An 18,370-nucleotide genomic window follows, 5' to 3' on the forward strand; every position below is an offset into this window, starting at 1 on the left:
TCAACCTGGACATCGGCTCAACGGCGCAACCCGACCCCGTGTCTGAGTGATGACAAGATAGAGAACTGTATCAAGGCCCACCGGAGACAGCCACTCAACGCGAACGGTCAACCAAACCGACTGGTGGGGGTCAACAATATCGGCCCCGAACTTCCTCGCTTGAAACGGGAACGGATGCGGATAGAAGCGATCGTCGGCAACCGACTCCGATTCAACGAGATGACCCTGAAAGTGGAGATTGACGGGGAACCGATGGACATGGAATGTCCCGAGATGGAATTGGCCGAGCGGTTCAATATTGAGATGAAGGGGACGGAACGACAGAAGGACGCGATCATCTTGGCGATCGCCAAAAAGAACAGTCATCACCCGTTCCAAAAATATTTACTGGAATGCAATCAGAAGCACAAAGACACCCGCATTTTAGAGGGGATCGCCGAACGGTATTTCGGGACAAATGACCCCATCCATCAGGAGTATGTGAAACGTTTTCTGATCGCGATCGTCGCCAGGGTGATGCGGCCCGGTTGCAAGCACGACACCGCTTTTATCCTCCAGGGGCCGCAGGGGTGGAAAAAATCAACTTGGTTCAGAAAATTGGTTGGCGATCCGAACTTCTGCGACGACATGGGGGATTACACCAACAAAGATGAACTGCTCAAGTTTTTAACCCATGTCCTGACAGAGTGGGCCGAACTGGAGACACAGATCGGGCGAAAGCAGGTCAGCCAGTTAAAGGCTTTTTTGGCAACCGAAACCTTTTCAGTTCGCCCCCCTTACGCCCGACGATCCAGCGAATTTTCGGTTCGGGGGGTGATCGCCGGTTCAACCAATGAGTCTGAATTCTTGACCGACTCAACGGGAAACCGCCGATTCTGGGTTGTCCCCGTGCTAAAACCTATCCCTATCCCCCTACTGGAGTCAGAACGCGATCGGATTTTTGGCGCGGCTGTTGAACTGTTTTTGCAGGGTGAGCGGTGGTGGTTGACCCCAGAGGAGCAAAAGCTATCCGACCTGGCAAACCAACAGTTCACAGAGCTTTCGGTCTTGGAGCAATACGTTGCCGATTACTTGGACGGCAAGACAGAGGCGACGACGATCGAGATACTAAGCTATCTGAAAGAACAAGAAATCCCGGTCAGCTTTGGGGACACTGCAAAAATGGCAGGGCCTTACATCAGGAAGGCGGCGGAAAAGGCAGGGTGGAAGCCAGACAGGTTCTACCGGGGGGGGAAATGGGTGCGCGGGTACAAATGCCCCCAACTTATCTCCACCAACGATCCATCGATCCATCAACGATCCATCAATGGATCGGCGATGGATCGTCCTGAAACTCCCTTGCGGCAGATGGTTCAGGACAACGATCCATCAGATCCATCAAAAACGGCAGACAGTGTAAATTTAAAAAACGATCGCGCCGACACCCCCGATCGTACCGACACCCCCCAGAGTGAACCGACGCGATCGCGGTCCGACGATCCGTCCACTGTTGGGGGCGATCGCGCCGGTGACACCCCGCATCTGATTTCCCGTACCTCCCATGACGAATATGTGAAGGCTTTTCAGGAAATCTTTAAAGACTTGGCGGGACAAGGGAAAAAACGAATCGGACGAAAACAACTGCTGCTCAGATTCAAAAAACCGGGTGACGCAGAAGCCGTCCTAAAGGAACTGATAGACATCTGGCGATTGCAGGAAATCAACGGCTACATTTACCCCGTCCCACCAACAAAACGACGGGATTGGTTCTCCGTTGGCAAAGAAGTTGTCATCATCAAAGACGGTGACAAACTCAAAGGTATAATCGGCGAAATTACCGAAGTCGTCAACGAGAGGACTGTCCGGCTGACAGCAGAACATCAGTCTTTTCAATATCCGGTTAAAGACCTAAAACCCCGCAGCAGTTAACCCCGATACATAACCCCAACAATTATAGCCATGACAAAAACATCTCCCCCTCGCCACAAGGGGAAGGTGAGCGTCAGCTTATCCAACGGTTGCCTCAGACTCTCCCTTCCCCGGTTTCTATTTGACGGAAAACAAAAGTACCTTTACCTGGGATTACAGGACACCCCGGAGAACAGAAAGATCGCCCAAGCCAAAGCCCAGAGAATTGAAAGCGACATTATTTATGAACGCTTCGATTACACCCTGAAAACTTACAAACAACAGGCCCCGACCCCTCCAAAGGAAGTCAAACGGCTGACCCTGGTACAACTGTTTAAGGATTACATCCACGCCCGAAAAAACACCGTCAGGCCCGGAACTTGGAATAACGGCTATCGGGTGATGTGGAGTCATATCAAGCGATCGCCGTTCTGTCATGCAGAGATATCAACCGTCATCGGCCAGGACGTTTTCGACTGGGCGATCCAGAACTTAACCCCCGACACCACCGCCCGACTGATGACCCAACTCAACGCCGCCTTCAAATGGGCGATCGACAAAAAGCTGGTGGATGGGCCGTCACCGTTCGCCGGGTTGAGTGCCAAAGCCAAAAAGCTGAACAGGCTGAACGAAGACAACGACATCAACCCATTCAGCAAAGATGAACGCGATCGCATCATCCAGTTGTTTGAATCGGAGCCACGATTCAGCCACTATGCCCCGTTCGTCCGCTTCTGTTTCTATACCGGCTGCCGTCCCTCAGAAGCGATCGCCCTCCGATGGTCCGACGTTGACCCCGACCTGACCCGACTGACTTTTAGCAGTGCGATCTTGATCGCACAGGGGGGGCGCAAGCGCTGCAAGGGACTCAAGACACAGCCGCGCCGCGAGTTCTCCTGCAACGGACAGGTTCAAAAAATTCTCACAGATGCGCGATCGCGGTGGGACTCAGAGATCGTGTTTCCCAGCGTCACGGGCAAGCCGATCAACACCAGCAACTTCAGAAAGAGGCAGTGGAAAGCGGTTTTAGAAATATTGGGGATTGAGTACAGGAAACCCTACCAGATGAGGCACACCTTTATAACTCTCTGCCTCGAAGCCGGTGTCAATCCCAAAGACTTGGCGGCCTGGGTCGGGAACTCGCCAGAGATCATTTACCGGCACTATGCGGGGAGACAACGAGGCCTGTCCGTCCCCGAATTGTGATGGGTTTTGACGATAATTTGACGATAAATTTACCCCTTGAGTATTGGGAAAAAGCCGGGAGAATTTACGCAGTCGGAAGTGTGGCGGGTGACAGATTACGGATTCGTAATCGAGCGGTCGGGGGTTCAAATCCCCTCATCGGCTTGTGTTTCACGACTTTTGAGGCGATTTTTTGAGGCGATTTTGAGGCGATTCGCCTCAAACGCTGGAAATGCCGTCCTACAGGGATTTACGGCCGACCGACCGATCGCACGATCGCCGAGTCGCAAAAGCGAACCCATTACGTCCACGCCATTGTCATCCCACTTCCATTTGTTGTCTATTCTGTCTAGAGTTTATTTTTTATATCTTGAAATCTTTACGGTAACTGGGTTTCAGCGGAATCATGCGTGTCTAAAGTTAGATCTAGAGTTGTCTAGTATTTCCTGAAACCCTTGTGGCGTATAGGTTTTAGGGGGTCTATAGTTGTTGAGTGCAGCAAAGGCACTGGCTGGCTGACCGATCGCGAATCAGTGAGTGGTGCGGTGAAGTTCACAGCAGTTGGTGTAACCTGTGGCTCCCGACAAGAACTGCCCCAGTGTCAAGACACAAAAAAGCTACTGTGCGAAGTCCTACTTTTCACACACTAATTGCTATCTTACCAGATAAAAAATAAGAACTGAAAGCCCCCTGGAGAGGAAGGTAGGGGTGTATATATTTGCGCTACATATTGATGATTTTAACTGTTGATACTAGAGATTGTGGCGGATTGTGGGGGGAGTTGTGGGACGAAGAAATGGGCATTTCCGAAGCCGTAATACAAATGTAGCACTCCAATTGTGTAACACGGGGGCTGAAACCCCCATTCTTCCGTGACTGATAAGAGTTGTGAAGTTGTCCAAACTGAAATTTTCTCAAAAGCTGGATTTGAGTATTTTTGCCTGATTTCTCTCGGATGCTGGGTTTGAGTGTTTTCGTTGCTCTTTCTCTCAAATGCGGGATTTGGATACTTTTGACTTCCCGAGATTTCTGTTGTGGAGTTAACGCCGTGGAGTTTCACGATCGCACCACTGGTGATTGATTGGTGGTTAATGGTTCACGATCGCACCTCATTGATAGTTGATGATTGATTGGTGATAGCGAACTTGACGATCGCACCACCGTAAATTGGCTGACGTTGATCTGCGAAACGTACCGATCGCGCCATTGGTACTGGTGGTGGCTGACGCCATGCGCCGGTTGGAGACGGAAGACAAATCGCTTTCGCCCATACCGGGGAAACCTGCAAGCCCGTGGGCGATCTTTCCGTCCCCCGGACGGCGTAGCTAACGAAATCCCCGGTGCGGAAGGGACGATCGCCCTCGGATCGTCTCCCCTTCTCCCCTGGAAATCGCCGTTTCGGGGGCCGTTTAAACACTCGTTATACACTGTTGCATTCTTTAATTGAATAAGTTTTGTAAAACAACTGGTAATGTCGTTCGATTTGGGGGTAAGCTGTAAAACAAGGTATTACTTCACCCCCAATCCCATGACCCAAAATACCGTCACCGTCCGCCTGCCGGATGACCTCTACGGCCACCTTCACCGATACGCCCGGGATGCCCACATCACCAAAACCGAAGTCGTCCTCGCCGCTCTTTCCCAGTATTTGGGGGTCGAGCGGGTATTGCTCTCGACGCGGGTGGCTCAATTGGAAAGGCGGGTGCAGCGGTTGGAGTCGAAACTGTAGCGCGATCGCGATCGCCCTCAACCCCGCACCGCGAAGCCTTTGAAAAAACCGAAAACCCCGCCGTCATTTCTCCTCGCCCCTCATGGAAATCAGCCAGCTCAAACCGGATGTCATCGTCACCGGAACTTCGTTTCCCGAACCCGTGCAGATCGTCACCATTTCACAGTTGGGGGCTTCCTTCAAGCTGACGGGCAGGGGGGTACACAGCAACCAATTTTACCAGCCCATCCTCGACGCCGACAAAATCGCCGCGCTGTCCGCGAGTCCGGAAACCGAACCCTTCGACGGCGACCCCCGCCGATTTCGGATGGGGGTCGAAGCGCTGCGCTGGGGACTCGCCCACGAATACGACCCCTACTTTTCCCTGGCGGTCGCCAGGGTGGACCCCCTCCCCCACCAACTCGAAGCCGTCTACCACTATTTCCTCAAACTCGCCCGCATCCGCTTCCTGCTGGCCGACGACCCGGGGGCGGGCAAGACCATCATGGCGGGTTTGCTCCTCAAAGAACTGAAAATTCGCGGCTTGGTGGCCCGGACGCTGATCGTCGCCCCCGCCAACCTGACGTTCCAGTGGCAGCGGGAACTCAAAGAAAAGTTCCGGGAAGATTTTGAAGTCGTCCGGGGCGACACGCTGCGGGCCAACTACGGCAGCAACCCCTGGCAGGAAAAAAATCAGGTCGTCACCTCCGTCGCCTGGGTGTCGCGCATCCAAGATGCCAAGGACAGCCTGCTGCGCTCCGAATGGGATCTGGTCATCGTCGATGAAGCCCACAAAATGAGCGCCTACAGCAGCGACAAAAAGACCCTGGCCTATCAACTGGGCGAACACCTGTCGGAAATGACCGACCACTACCTGCTGATGACCGCCACCCCCCACAAAGGCGACCCCGACAACTTCCGGCTGTTCCTCGAACTCCTCGATCGCGACATTTACGGCGACATCAAAAGCCTGGAAGAAGCCATGCGCCGCAACAGCGCCCCCTTCTACCTGCGCCGCACCAAGGAAGCCCTCGTCACCTTTCCCGACCCCAAAACGGGCCGGTCGAAAAAACTCTTCACCAACCGCAGGGTCGAGACCATCGCCTTCGAGATCGACAGCGACGAAATAGATTTCTACGACAACCTGACCCGCTACGTCGAAGATCAATCCCTGGCCGCCGCCGCCGACGATTCGGCCCGGGGGCGGGCGTTGGGGTTCACGATGGCGATGCTGCAACGGCGCTTCGCGTCGAGCGTCTACGCCGTGCGCCGCAGCCTGGAACGGATGCGAGACAAACGGCAGAAGATCCTCGACGACCCGGCGAGCTATCGCCAGGACAAGATCAATCAGAAGTTGCCGGAGGGGTTCGAGGAGCTCCCCGAGGCCGAGCAGAACCGCATCGTCGGCGAGTTGGAATCCGTCGTCGCCTCCGTCAACCCCCAAGACCTGCGCGACGAAATTGTTCGACTCGACAAGCTCATCAAAGAAGCCAACTATTTGGAAAAGCGGGAAGTCGAATCCAAGCTGGTGAAATTGAAAGAAGTGATCCGGCAGGAGAACCTGTTCTCCGATCGCAAGATGAAACTGCTCATCTTCACCGAACACAAAGACACCCTGGATTTCCTGGTCGGAAAGCTGCGGGACTGGGGACTCTCCGTCACCCAAATTCACGGCGGCATGAAGATCGGCGATCGCGACACCCCCAACACCCGCATTTACGCCGAGCGGGAATTTCGGGAAGAGGCCCAGGTTCTGGTGGCGACGGAAGCCGCCGGGGAGGGCATCAACCTGCAATTTTGCTGGCTGATGATCAACTACGACATCCCCTGGAATCCGGTGCGGCTCGAACAGCGCATGGGCCGGATTCACCGCTACGGGCAGGAAAAGGATTGCCTGATCTTCAACTTCGTCGCCAACAACACCCGCGAGGGCCGGGTGCTGGGGAAACTGTTTGAACGCATCCGGGCGATCGAGGCGGATTTGGACCCGGAAAATACCGGCAAGGTGTTCAACGTCCTGGGGGACATTTTTCCCGCCAACCAACTGGAGCGGATGATCCGGGAGATGTACGCCAGCAACCAAAGCGAGGACACGATCAAGCAGCGGATCGTCGAACAGGTGGACCTGAAGCGGTTCCGGGAGATCACCAATTCCGCCCTGGAGGGTTTGGCGAAAAAAGAACTGAACCTGTCCGCGACGGTCGCCAAATCCGCCGAGGTCAAAGAGCGGCGGCTCGACCCCCGCGCGATCGCGGACTTTTTCCTCCAGGCGGCGCCGGTGGTCGGCATCCGCCCCAAACCCGCCGCCAAGGACGGCCCGGTTTACAAAATCGGCAAAATCCCCCGGACGCTGTGGCCGACGGGCGATCGCCTGGAATCCCGCTACGGGAAGCTGGGGCGGGACTACAAGCACGTCGCCTTCGACAAAGCCCTGCTGCGGGACGACCCGACCCTGGAATGGGTCACGCCGGGACATCCCCTGTTTGAATGCGTCCGCGAAAGCGTCCTCGACGCGGCTCTCGACGACCTGGGCCGGGGGGCGGTCTTCTTCGACCTGCACCGCCGGGAACCCGCCCGGTTGGACATCTTTTCCGCCGCCATCCAGGACGGGCGCGGGCGGACCCTGCACGAGCGCCTGTTCGTCGTCGAGGCGGAGGTGGGGGGCACCCTGGCCGTGCGCCAGCCCACCCTCTTCCTGGATTTCGTCCCGGCGCCCGAAGGCACTCGACCGCCCGAGGGCGAGGAGTTGCCGGGGCGGGAAGCCGTCGAGTGCGCCCTGGTCGAACAGGCCCTCGAACCGTTTTTGAAGGAGGTTCTCGATCGCCGGGAACCGGAAATCGACACCATGTCCCGCCATCTGGAGATCAGCCTGCGGGCGATCATCGATCGCGTCCAGTGCCAGTTCGCCGAATTGATGGCCCAGAAGGAATCGGGTTCCAAGGAGGCGGGACTCGACGGGCGCCTCAAGCAGATGGAAGACCGCCTTTTCACCCTGAACGGGCGGTTGGAACGGCGGCGGGAGGAGTTGAAGCAGGAGCGCAGTTTCACGATCGCCGACATCCGGCTCCACGGGCGGGCCTGGGTGCTGCCCCACCCCGACCGGGCCTCCCCGGAGATGGCGGGGATGGTCGCGGACGCGGAAATCGAGCGCGTCGCCGTGGAAACCGCGATCGCCTTCGAGGAGAAAGAGGGTCGGGCGGTGAAGAGCGTGGAATCGGAAAACCGGGGCTTCGACCTGATTTCCCGCCGCCCCCACCCGGAAGACTCCCAGACCGCGATCGCCGTCCGGTTCATCGAGGTCAAGGGGCGGGCCGGCATCGGGGAGGTGGCCCTGACCACCAACGAGTACAAGACCGCCCAGCGTCTCGGGGAGGACTACTGGCTGTATGTGGTGTTTGACTGCGCGACTCGCCCGACGCTGCACGTCATCCGAGATCCGGCGCGTCTGGGTTGGCGCCCCGTCACCCAAATCGAACATTATCAAATCGACCCCAATCAAATTTTGGAGCTAGAGCAATGAATGACCAACGGAATGTGCTTAAATCTAAATTTAAAGAATCTCACCGTTACAACAATTTCGGCAATGTTTTGATTCAAATTCACGTTCAAGGATTTCGGTGTCATGCCAACACGGTGATCGATATCAAAAATCCGATCACTGCTTTTTGTGGATTAAATGGGGTCGGCAAATCAACTTTAATTCAATTGATAGCTGTTGCCTACAAGGGGAAGCTCACACAAGATACATATTACATCAGCAAATTCATTAATATTCATAAGTTTGACCCCAAACCTTTTCGAGACGATGCGAAAGTTAGCTATCAGTATTGCTCGGCAGACAATAAATCTCAACAGACAACTATTTCAAGGCGAAGAAATGGAAGTTGGAGCAATTACGCCAGAAGACCCTATCGAAAAGTATTGTATGTAGGTGTCGGTTCTTATTTGCCCAAAGTTGACACGTCAGATTTTACCGTCCGCTATCCCCAAGGAATTCAATTGATTGAATCCCAGCCGATCAATAAAGCAATGCAGAAGTGGACGTGTAAAATTTTAGGAAAAAATTATGATGAAATTTTGGCTCATACATTTCAGTTTAGACGAAAACGGGATATTATAAACTCTGTCAAACACGAAGCAATTGAATATTCGGAGCCACATATGGGGTATGGAGAAGCTCGCAGTCAATATCTAGTCAGACATATTGAAGCATTGCCCGAAAAAAGTTTAATCTTGCTCGAAGAACCGGAGATATCCCTGCATCCCAGCGCTCAATATCAATTGGGATGTTATCTTGTTGATGTTAGTGTAAGGAAAGGTCATCAGATTTTTTTGACGACTCACAGCGAATCATTATTGTCGTCACTTTCGTCGGATTCAATCATATGTTTAAAGAAGACGAATGAGGGCGTAAAAACAATCCCCGGATTAACTGCATCACAATCATATAGTCTGATGTCAGAAGGGTACTCAAAAGCTCTGACAATTCTTGTTGAAGACAAAAAAGATCAATCTGTAGCTCAGTGCATATTGACCGAAGTTATTAGAACTATTGACCCGGAATTCTTAAGTTTTCTTGGGATTTTTCCGGTGGGGTCTTGTGAAACTGTAAAAACTGCCATCGAAGCCTTAAAAGATACTAATCATAAGTTTGCAGCAGTATTAGATGCCGATCAAAATCCGACTCCAGATAACAATATTTTTGTCCTTCCTAGCCACAACAAAAAAGCTCCAGAAGTAGAAATATTTTGCGAATCACCACAAGTTGTAGAATATGTATACAAGAACTATGAAGTAAAACTCGATGATTTTCTTGCTGCTATTAAAGGAATCGATCATCACTACTGGTTTGAAAAATTGGCTCAAAAAATTTCTATAAAAGAAATAGCTTTAGTGAGTGAACTTTCAAAAGTTTACGTTCAAACTTTATCAGAAAATGAACGATCTAGTTTGGTTCAACAATTAAAAGAGGCTACATCTCCTCCGAAGCCAGCTCAGAAAAATTCCTCAAACAACTAAGATAACCATGACATCCTACCCCAAACGCCTGATCGAAGTTGACCTGCCAATCAAGCGGATTTCCGCCCACGCCAGACGGGAAAAATCTATCCGTCACGGGCATATTTCCACCCTGCATATTTGGTGGGCGCGGCGGCCTCTGGCGGCTTGTCGGGCGGTGGTCTGCGCGGCTCTGTGGCCCGACCCGGCGGACGAACTTTGTCCCCGGCAGTTTCGGGAGGAGGCGGCGAGGCTGATGGTGGAGTTTGCCAAGAAAGCCGCGGCCGATAAAAAATTGGCGGACTCCTGCGAGACGGAAACCTGGAACCGCTGGCAGGTGTTGGCGAAACCGGAAAATCGGTTGGACCCCGGCAAACCGGAACATTTGAATATCCTCCGCCATCGGCTGTTGGACTTCATCGCCGATTTCGCCAACTGGGACAATTCCACCCAACCGGACTATTTGGAAACGAGTCGGGCTTTAACTCGGGTCGCCCACGAGTCTTTGGGGGGAATTCCGGGGAGTCGGCCCCTGGTGGTTGACCCGTTTGCGGGCGGCGGGGCGATACCGCTGGAGGCGTTGCGGGTGGGGGCGGATGCCTTCGCCTCGGATTTGAACCCCGTGGCAGTGTTGTTGAACAAGGTGGTTTTGGAATATATCCCCAAGTACGGACAGCAGTTGGCCGATGAGGTCAGGAAGTGGGGGGAGTGGGTCAAGGAAGAAGCCGAGAAGGAGTTGGGGGGATTTTATCCCGAGGACGAGGATGGAAGTACGCCCATCGCCTATCTCTGGGCGCGAACCGTCGTCTGCGAGGGGCCGGGATGCGGGGCGGAAGTGCCGTTGATGCGGTCTTTGTGGTTGGCGAAGAAAAAGAATAAATCCGTGGCGTTGAAGTTGATTCCGAGGCCGGAAGAAAAGCGGGTGGATTTTGAGATCGTCGAAAATGTCAAGGCGAAGGACGTGGGCGACGGGACGGTAAAACGGGGGTCGGCGACCTGTCCCTGTTGCGGGTTTACGACTCCGGTGGCGTCGGTGCGGAAGCAGTTGAAAGGGAGACGCGGGGGGGCGGACGATGCCCGGTTGTTTTGCGTGGTGACGACTCGGAAAAGTGAGAAGGGGCGGTTTTATCGGTTGCCCACAGAAACAGATTGGGATGCGGTGAGACGGGCGAAGGAGGAGTTGGAAAAGCGCAAGCGAGAACATCAGGGGGAGTTGAGCTTAGTGCCAGATGAACCGACCCCGAAAGGAGGAGGAAGCGGTGCAGGTCGGGCATTTTCTCAACGAAACTATGGAATGGATAAATTTGAAGATTTATTTACTTCTCGTCAGGCTTTGGCGTTGACGACTTTGGTGAAGCTGGTCAATGAAGTAGGGAAAAAGTTAGCCAATACTGAAGATGAAGGATTGGCGATCGCTGTTCAAAGTTTTTTATCTCTGGCAATTGACAAACAAGCAGATTACTTGTCGTCAATTTGCATTTGGCATCATCAAAACAGGGAAAAAGTAACCCATACATTTGCAAGACAAACAATTCCTTTTGTATCAGATTTTGTCGAAACTGTTTTTTTTGGCTCCGGCTCTGGAAATTGGAATGGTTTGTTCAAGTGGAGTCTCTTGGCAATAGAAAAAACTCAAAAAATTGTGACTACTGCTCAGATACAAGGAGTCAGTGCCATAACTCATCCCTTGCCCGATAATTTTTCCCAATGTTTTTTTTCAGACCCCCCTTACTATGATGCCGTACCTTACGCCGACTTATCTGATTTCTTCTATGTCTGGCTCAAGCGAACGCTCCCCCCATCTCTTAGTGTTTCTTTTAAGGATGAAATCACTCCCAAAGATGACGAATGCATTGTAGATGAGGTCAAAGGTAAAGATAAAACATACTTTGAAACACAAATGGCGAAAGCGATGGCGGAGGGATGCCGAATATTATCTGACGATGGTATCGGTGTCGTCGTCTTCGCCCACAAATCCACATCCGGCTGGGAAGCCCAACTACAGGCGATGGTCGATGCGGGTTGGACGATGACCGGTTCCTGGCCAATTGATACAGAAATGGGAACGAGACTCCGCGCTCAAAACTCAGCCGCCCTCGCCTCCTCCGTTCACATCGTCTGCCGCCCCCGCGACGGAGACGAAATCGGCGACTGGCGCGACATCTTACAAGAACTCCCCGGGCGCATCCACGACTGGATGCCCCGCCTCGCCAGCGAAGGAGTCGTCGGCGCCGACGCCATCTTCGCCTGCCTCGGTCCGGCCCTGGAAATTTACTCCCGCTACCCCAGCGTCGAAAAAGCCTCCGGCGAAATCGTCACCCTGCGAGAATACCTGGAAAAAGTCTGGGAAAGCGTCTCCAAAGAAGCCCTCGGCATGATTTTCGCCGATGCCGACGCCACCGGATTCGAGGAAGATGCCCGCCTGACGGCCATGTGGCTGTGGACTCTTTCCACCGGAACCCCCGACGGCGACACCGCCGACTCGGAGGATGACGGCGACGGCGACGACGACGCCCCCAAAAAAACCGCAAAATCCGGCGGCGGCTACAGCCTCGAATTCGACGCCGCCCGCAAAATCGCCCAGGGACTCGGCGCCCACCTGGAAACCCTCGCCCACCTGGTCGAAATCAAAGGCAAAACCGCCCGACTCCTCCCCGTCTCCGAACGTTCCGCCCACCTGCTGGGCAAAGACGGGGGGAAGGCGCCCGCCAAAAAGCGATCGTCCAAAAAAGACCAACAACTGAGCCTTTTCTCCACCGCAGAAACCGGGGAGGCGGATGCCGACTGGGGCGACACCGCGATCGAAACCCCTGGCAAAACCGTGTTAGACCGCATCCACCAAAGCATGATTTTATTCGCCGCCGGACGCAGCGAAGCCCTGAAACGCTTCCTCGTCGAGGAGGGCATCGGCGCCGACAAGCGTTTCTGGACCCTCGCCCAAGCCCTCTCCGCCCTCTACCCCCCCGGAAGCGAAGAAAAACGCTGGGTGGACGGGGTTCTGGCCCGGAAAAAAACCTTGGGATTTTAGAGACGTGAGGGGAAGTTATATCTTTTTTTTCAATCGTAAAATTGCAGAACACTTTGCGGAGGTCAAAACAGATGGATTCACGGCAACTGAGAGAAAAAGCGTCGAACCTTTTCGACCAGATGAAATGGGAAGAATCGATCGAGTATTACACCCAGGCGATCGAACTCGATCCGGACTACGGCGAGGCTTACCGGGGTCGGGGGGGGGCTTACTCGAATATAGGTCAACATTCCCGAGCCCTGCCAGATTTAGACCGCGCGATCGAACTCAACGACCAAGATGAAAAGGCTTTTTCAAACCGAGGATTGGTTCATTTGGCATTGGAAGATTACGACCGAGCGATCGCGGATTTTGACGCGGCGATCGTCCTAAAGCCGGACTACACAAGAGCTTTCTTCAATCGGGGGGTTACTTACTTTCAAATGAAACAGTACGACCGGGCGATCGCGAATTTTGACGCGGCGATCGAACTCGACAGCAACGATTCCCGGAGTTACTACAACCGGGGGGTTTGTTATTTAGAGTTAGAGGAATATAAAAAAGCTCTGCCCGACTTCTACCTGGCGACGACGTTGGCACCGAATGACAAAAATATTTACTACAAAAAAGCCGCGACCCACCTGCGATTAAAACAATATCAAGCGGCGTTCGAGGACTACAGCAAGATCGTCGAACTCGATCCGACCGAACAGGCCGCATACTGTCTTCGAGCCCAAATGTGGGCAAACTCGGGTCAATATACAGAGGCATTCGATGATTGGAGTCAAGTCATCGAATTGAACCCGGGACATGACGAAGCTTACACGCAGAGAGCCTTTTGCTGCATTCAAATGTTCCTGAATCCCGCCATCGCCGACCTGCAACAAGCCGAAAAAATTTACATGGAAACCAATCAGAAAGAAAAGCAGGAAGAAATCCGAAGCCTGATCGACTCTTTAAATCAAATAAAGTTCTAATATTTTTTCACAACAAATGACCGGCACTTTCACCATCAATTCCACCGGTCGCTCGAAGATTTTGTAAAAGTCATCCAACCCCCAATCATGCCGTTAAAACCCTGGCACAAAATCGAAGGACTCACCCCCCGCGAAGACCTGCGGGAGGGCAAACCCCAAGATACGGCCGAATTCGCCGTCCACCTCGACCAAGTGCGAGATCGTCGCGCCCCGGCGGACTACCAAAACCCGGAACGGTTTTTCGATCGCACCTACCTCACCAAATCCCTGACCGAATTCGCCGCCCTGGTGGTGCGCCGCCTCTCCGGGGAAACCGCCCAAACCCCCGCCATTTTCAACCTCTCCACCCAATTCGGCGGTGGCAAAACCCACGCCCTCACCCTCCTGTACCACCTCGCCAAGCAGGGGTCGAAGGCCGACCGGTGGACGGGAGTTCCCAAAATCCTCGCCAAAGCCGAAATGGAGTCCATCCCCGAAGCCGCCGTCGCCGTCTTCGTCGGCACCGAATTCGACTCCTTGTCCGGGCGGGGGGGCGACGACGGCACGCCCCGGCGGCAGACACCCTGGGGCGAAATCGCCTACCAACTGGGGGGAGAAGCGGCCCTGGCGGCGGTGGCGGAACAGGAGAAGCAGTTTATCGAACCCAAGGGCGACGTGATCCGGCAATTTCTGCCCGACGACAAACCCTGCCTGATTTTGATGGACGAAATCCTCAACTACGTCAGCACCTACCGGCAGAAGGGCTACGGCGATCGCCTCTACAACTTCATGCAGGCCCTCTCCGAAACCGCCCGGGGTCAAAATAACGTGGTGCTGGTGGTGTCCATTCCCGCCTCCGAAATGGAGTACACCGAAGCCGACGAAGCCGACGAAAAGCGGTTCAAGAAAATGCTCGACCGCCTGGGCAAGGCGACCATGCTCTCGGCCGAGTCGGAGACCTCCGAAATCATCCGCCGCCGCCTGTTTGAATGGAACGAAAAAGCCGTCACGGCCGACGGGAAAATCATGCTGCCCACCGATGCGATCGCCACCTGCAACGAATACGCCGACTGGGCGATCGAGCACCGCCAACAGCTTCCCAGCTTCCCCGTCGATGATGCGCTCGAAGCGTTCAAGGCGACTTATCCCTTCCACCCCTCCGTCCTCTCCGTCTTCGAGCGCAAGTGGCAGGCCCTCCCCCAATTCCAGCGCACTCGGGGCATCCTGCGGCTGCTGGCGCTGTGGGTCTCGAAAGCCTACCAGGACGGGTACAGGGGTAGCCGACGCGACCCGCTGATCGGCTTGGGAACCGCCCCCCTGGACGACCCGAACTTTCGGGCCGCCCTGTTCGAGCAGATGGGGCAAGAGCGCCTGGAAGGAGCCATCACCACCGACATCGCCGGCAAAAAAGAAGCCCACGCCCTCCAACTGGACGAAGAGTCGGTGGAGGCGATCAAAAAGGCGAGGCTGCACCGCAAAGTTGCCACCGCCATTTTCTTTGAATCCAACGGGGGGTGTACCCGCACCGAAGCCACCCTCCCGGAAATCCGCATGGCTGTGGGCGAACCGGATTTGGACATCGGAAACGTGGAGACGGTACTCGAAGCCCTGTCGGCCGAGTGCTACTACCTGAGCGTAAACCGCACGAAATATTACTTCAGCATCCACCCCAACCTGAACAAAATTCTTGCCGACCGCCGCGCCAGCGTCCGCGACGAAGCGATCGACCGCCGGGTTCGGGAGGCGATCGAAAAGCAGTTCGCCCCCGGGCGGGGACTCGTCCAGATCGTCCCGTTTCCCGACAAACCGGGCGACATCCCCAACCAGCCGACGCTGACCTTGGCCGTGCTGGCCCCGGAACACGCCGGGTCTGAGGAGGAGACATCGAAGTTTGTCGATGGGATGATCCGGGAGGTGGGGGCGTCGGCGCGGACTTACAAGAGCGCGTTGATGTTCGCGATCGCCGATTCGGACGCGACCCTGCGGGCGGATGCCCGGAAGCTCCTCGCCTGGGAAGCCATCCGAGAGGAAGAGTCCGACCGCCTGGACGAAACCCAGCGAAAACAACTCGCCGAAAGCTTGAAGAAAGCCGAGCGGGACCTGCGGGAAACGGTCTGGCGCTCTTACAAATATGTGATGCTGCTGGGCAAAGACAACCGGATTCGCACGGTCAACTTGGGGTTGATCACGTCGAGCGCCGCCGCATCCCTGCCCCGGTTGATCGTCGATCGCCTCCAGCAAGACGGGGACATCGAAGATGCGATCAGCCCCCGATTTTTAGTCCGCAACTGGCCGCCCGCCTTTCGGGAGTGGAGTACCAAAGCCATCCGGGATGCCTTCTTCGCCTCGCCGCAGTTCCCCCGCCTCCTCGACCCCGATGCCGTCAAAACGGCGATCGCGCGGGGGGTTCGGGACGGACATTTCGCCTACGTCGGCAAGGTGGGCGATCGCTACGACCCCTTCGAGTTCAAGAGTTCCCTGTCAGACGACGACGTGGAACTCTCCGAAGATGCCTTCGCAATCCAAGCTGAAGACGCGGAAGCTTACCAGCAACGGATTACCGACCCGCCCCGGCTGAGTGCGATCGTCATCTCGCCGGACAGCCCGACCCTCGAACCGGGACAAAAGCAGACCTTCACCGTCCGGGGAGAAGACCAATACGAGCGAGATTTTCCCGTGGCGGAAGTTCGATGGGGCGCGACGGGGGGAGAAATCACCGCCGAGGGCGTCCTGACGGCCGGGGAAGATGCGGGGAATTTCACCGTCACCGCCGCCGTGGGGGATATCCGCGCCACCGCCCCGTTTTCAGTCGGGAGGGTTCGCGAATCGGCGCGGCCGGAGTCGGCAAAAGTCGGCGAAAAAAGCGGCGATTACGACACCGCAACGGGCGACCCCGTTTCTCGGTCCCGGTCGCTGGAGTGGACGGGGGAAATTACGTCCCAGAAATGGATGAATTTTTATATGCGAGTTCTGTCTAAATTTGCCAACGAACAAGATTTAAAGTTGACGCTGCAAGTTCACTTTTCGGTGGAGGGAGACATCACCGAACAGCAGCGCGAAGAGACCCGGGTCGCCTTGGAGGAACTGGGCTTGTACAGCGAACTCGAATCTTGACATTTTCCAGTTCAAGGGGATGGGGGTGTCAACGTGGGATGACGGTGCCGGGGACAGAGCAATCCCGCGATCGCGCCTCACTCCCAACCCGAGAACCGCGTCAGCTAACACCGTTCATGTGGCTGGAAAATCCACCACCATCGACAACCATCAGGGAGAACCCAACTATGAACTTTATCTTTTTACCCGAAGGAATAACTGCATCTCTCAACCCCATCCTGACCCTCATCGCCCACAAACCGGAGGCGATCGTCGGGTGCGTGTTGCTGGCAGAAAATGAACCCGAATGCCTGCCACCCCAGTGGTTTATCGACGCGACGCTGGCGGACAACCCGGCAGAGGAGCTGTCGGAGCGAGAAGCAGATGGCGAAAAATTGGGCAGTCTGAGCGTCTTTCTCATCGTCAAAGAACCCGACAGCCTCCTTCAACTGACCGTCTTAGCAGCGGTCAACTGCTGCAACCTGAACGTCAGCGGTGCGGGGGGGAGAGGCGGTAAATCTATCCTGAAAGCCCTCGCCCAGCAGAACATCAGAACCTACCCCGCCGAGGTAGCTTGTCCGCCTCACTACTCAGACGATTCCAAATTACGTGAAGCAATGAAAAAAAAATTCGACCGGGGATTCGGTGTCGTCGCCAAAGATTGGCTACCCGAAAGCTGGGGATTTGAGCCTGTCAGCTACAGCAATTTTTAGGCGATCGCATTCAATCTCAACTTAACTATTGGAGGAACATCCAACCATGCAACAATTGAAATCGGCAGTCGGAATGGACTATACAAAACTGAGAGACTTGCTCTCCCAGAAGCAGTGGCGGGAAGCGGACAGGGAAACGAGGCGGGTCATGCTGGCAGTTTCCAAACGGCCGGAAGATGGGGGATTGACCCACAAAAATATCAATGATTTCCCTTGCGAGGACTTGCGAACGATTGACGGATTGTGGGTCCAATACAGCAACGGCCGGTTCGGCTTTTCCGTTCAAAAGGAAATCTATTTTAACAATGGGGGCCAGCTCGACGGCAAATGTCCGAACAATAAAGTGTGGTATCGGCTGTGCGAAGCTGCCGGGTGGCGGGTGAAGGGAACCTGGCTTTACTACGACGATTTAACCTTCGATACGTCGGCCCCACGCGGCCATCTCCCCTGCATCACATCTTGGGTGATGGATCTCCCCGTCCCCCCAATTCTTTGGTTTGTCCTGTGGGTCTTGGCTGGCTTGATCGGCGGGGGAATTGCGGGGGCGATTCTGTTGGCACTTCTATGGTTTGTGCAGTGGGTGATTTTGTGGATGTTGACTCGATTTCTCAGGGCGATCGGCATCCTGCGATTTCCCATCCGGAGTTTTTGGTGGAAACTGCCCGTCGGTGCATCGATACGCAGAGTTTGTTTGGTGTATGCCTCTCTGTTTCAGCGAGTAACGGCTTGCGGTCTTTGAGGAAATGGGAAAACAACGCACCTGTACCCCAAACGATGTTGGCCCGACACCACCCCTGCTATGAACGAACTCACCCATTCCCAC

General features: G+C 54.8%; 11 protein-coding genes. 10 read left to right on the forward strand and 1 reads right to left on the reverse strand.

The window, feature by feature from the left end; genetic code table 11:
* Positions 1-252: 252 nt before the first annotated feature.
* On the forward strand, positions 253-1,908 hold the full coding sequence (locus AC0QHF_RS22245) for a virulence-associated E family protein (RefSeq protein ID WP_324706443.1): 1,656 nt from the start codon (positions 253-255) through the stop codon (positions 1,906-1,908).
* A 30-nt stretch (positions 1,909-1,938) separates the two neighbouring features.
* On the forward strand, positions 1,939-3,093 hold the full coding sequence (locus AC0QHF_RS22250) for a tyrosine-type recombinase/integrase (protein WP_324706444.1): 1,155 nt from the start codon (positions 1,939-1,941) through the stop codon (positions 3,091-3,093).
* Positions 3,094-4,181: 1,088 nt separating this feature from the next.
* On the opposite strand, the gene AC0QHF_RS22255 is transcribed toward AC0QHF_RS22250, so the two are convergent.
* Complete coding sequence (locus AC0QHF_RS22255) at positions 4,182-4,343, reverse strand: hypothetical protein (RefSeq protein ID WP_324706445.1); 162 nt, start codon at positions 4,341-4,343, stop codon at positions 4,182-4,184.
* 257 nt (positions 4,344-4,600) lie between these two features.
* Here AC0QHF_RS22255 and AC0QHF_RS22260 point away from each other — a divergent pair, with 257 nt between their 5' ends.
* The 8 genes from AC0QHF_RS22260 (at position 4,601) to AC0QHF_RS22295 (ending at position 18,286) form a co-directional block, all read left to right on the forward strand.
* Positions 4,601-4,801 (forward strand): hypothetical protein, encoded by a 201-nt coding sequence (locus tag AC0QHF_RS22260; RefSeq protein WP_324706446.1) that lies wholly within the window; start codon positions 4,601-4,603, stop codon positions 4,799-4,801.
* An 82-nt stretch (positions 4,802-4,883) separates the two neighbouring features.
* The gene (locus AC0QHF_RS22265; protein WP_324706447.1) at positions 4,884-8,300 is read left to right on the forward strand and encodes a helicase-related protein; all 3,417 of its coding nucleotides are present in this window, start codon (positions 4,884-4,886) and stop codon (positions 8,298-8,300) included.
* Positions 8,297-9,799: an ATP-dependent nuclease gene (locus tag AC0QHF_RS22270; RefSeq protein ID WP_324706448.1), complete on the forward strand. Its 1,503-nt coding sequence runs from the start codon at positions 8,297-8,299 to the stop codon at positions 9,797-9,799. Before AC0QHF_RS22265 ends, AC0QHF_RS22270 begins: the two co-directional genes overlap by 4 nt.
* A 7-nt stretch (positions 9,800-9,806) precedes the next feature.
* On the forward strand, positions 9,807-12,806 hold the full coding sequence (locus tag AC0QHF_RS22275; RefSeq protein WP_324706449.1) for a DUF1156 domain-containing protein: 3,000 nt from the start codon (positions 9,807-9,809) through the stop codon (positions 12,804-12,806).
* Positions 12,807-12,877: 71 nt separating this feature from the next.
* Positions 12,878-13,762, forward strand: a complete 885-nt coding sequence (locus tag AC0QHF_RS22280; protein WP_324706450.1) for a tetratricopeptide repeat protein — start codon at positions 12,878-12,880, stop codon at positions 13,760-13,762.
* Between the two features lie 87 nt (positions 13,763-13,849).
* The gene (locus AC0QHF_RS22285; RefSeq protein ID WP_324706451.1) at positions 13,850-16,855 is read left to right on the forward strand and encodes an ATP-binding protein; all 3,006 of its coding nucleotides are present in this window, start codon (positions 13,850-13,852) and stop codon (positions 16,853-16,855) included.
* 167 nt (positions 16,856-17,022) lie between these two features.
* Positions 17,023-17,547 carry a hypothetical protein gene (locus tag AC0QHF_RS22290; protein WP_324706452.1) on the forward strand — a complete coding sequence of 175 codons (525 nt, stop codon included), beginning with the start codon at positions 17,023-17,025 and terminating at the stop codon, positions 17,545-17,547.
* Between the two features lie 46 nt (positions 17,548-17,593).
* A complete protein-coding gene (locus AC0QHF_RS22295) occupies positions 17,594-18,286 on the forward strand; it encodes a GUN4 domain-containing protein (protein WP_324706453.1) in 693 nt (230 codons plus the stop codon).
* Positions 18,287-18,370: the final 84 nt, after the last annotated feature.

Source organism: Lyngbya sp. CCY1209 (assembly GCF_055795065.1).

What these genes read in the sequence shown, in the direction of transcription:
- AC0QHF_RS22245 (WP_324706443.1), top strand. Translation starts at nt 253, where the DNA reads ATGGACATGGAATGTCCCGAGATGGAATTGGCCGAGCGGTTCAATATT.
- AC0QHF_RS22250 (WP_324706444.1), top strand. Translation starts at nt 1,939, where the DNA reads ATGACAAAAACATCTCCCCCTCGCCACAAGGGGAAGGTGAGCGTCAGC.
- AC0QHF_RS22255 (WP_324706445.1), bottom strand. Translation starts at nt 4,343, where the DNA reads ATGGGCGAAAGCGATTTGTCTTCCGTCTCCAACCGGCGCATGGCGTCA.
- AC0QHF_RS22260 (WP_324706446.1), top strand. Translation starts at nt 4,601, where the DNA reads ATGACCCAAAATACCGTCACCGTCCGCCTGCCGGATGACCTCTACGGC.
- AC0QHF_RS22265 (WP_324706447.1), top strand. Translation starts at nt 4,884, where the DNA reads ATGGAAATCAGCCAGCTCAAACCGGATGTCATCGTCACCGGAACTTCG.
- AC0QHF_RS22270 (WP_324706448.1), top strand. Translation starts at nt 8,297, where the DNA reads ATGAATGACCAACGGAATGTGCTTAAATCTAAATTTAAAGAATCTCAC.
- AC0QHF_RS22275 (WP_324706449.1), top strand. Translation starts at nt 9,807, where the DNA reads ATGACATCCTACCCCAAACGCCTGATCGAAGTTGACCTGCCAATCAAG.
- AC0QHF_RS22280 (WP_324706450.1), top strand. Translation starts at nt 12,878, where the DNA reads ATGGATTCACGGCAACTGAGAGAAAAAGCGTCGAACCTTTTCGACCAG.
- AC0QHF_RS22285 (WP_324706451.1), top strand. Translation starts at nt 13,850, where the DNA reads ATGCCGTTAAAACCCTGGCACAAAATCGAAGGACTCACCCCCCGCGAA.
- AC0QHF_RS22290 (WP_324706452.1), top strand. Translation starts at nt 17,023, where the DNA reads ATGAACTTTATCTTTTTACCCGAAGGAATAACTGCATCTCTCAACCCC.
- AC0QHF_RS22295 (WP_324706453.1), top strand. Translation starts at nt 17,594, where the DNA reads ATGCAACAATTGAAATCGGCAGTCGGAATGGACTATACAAAACTGAGA.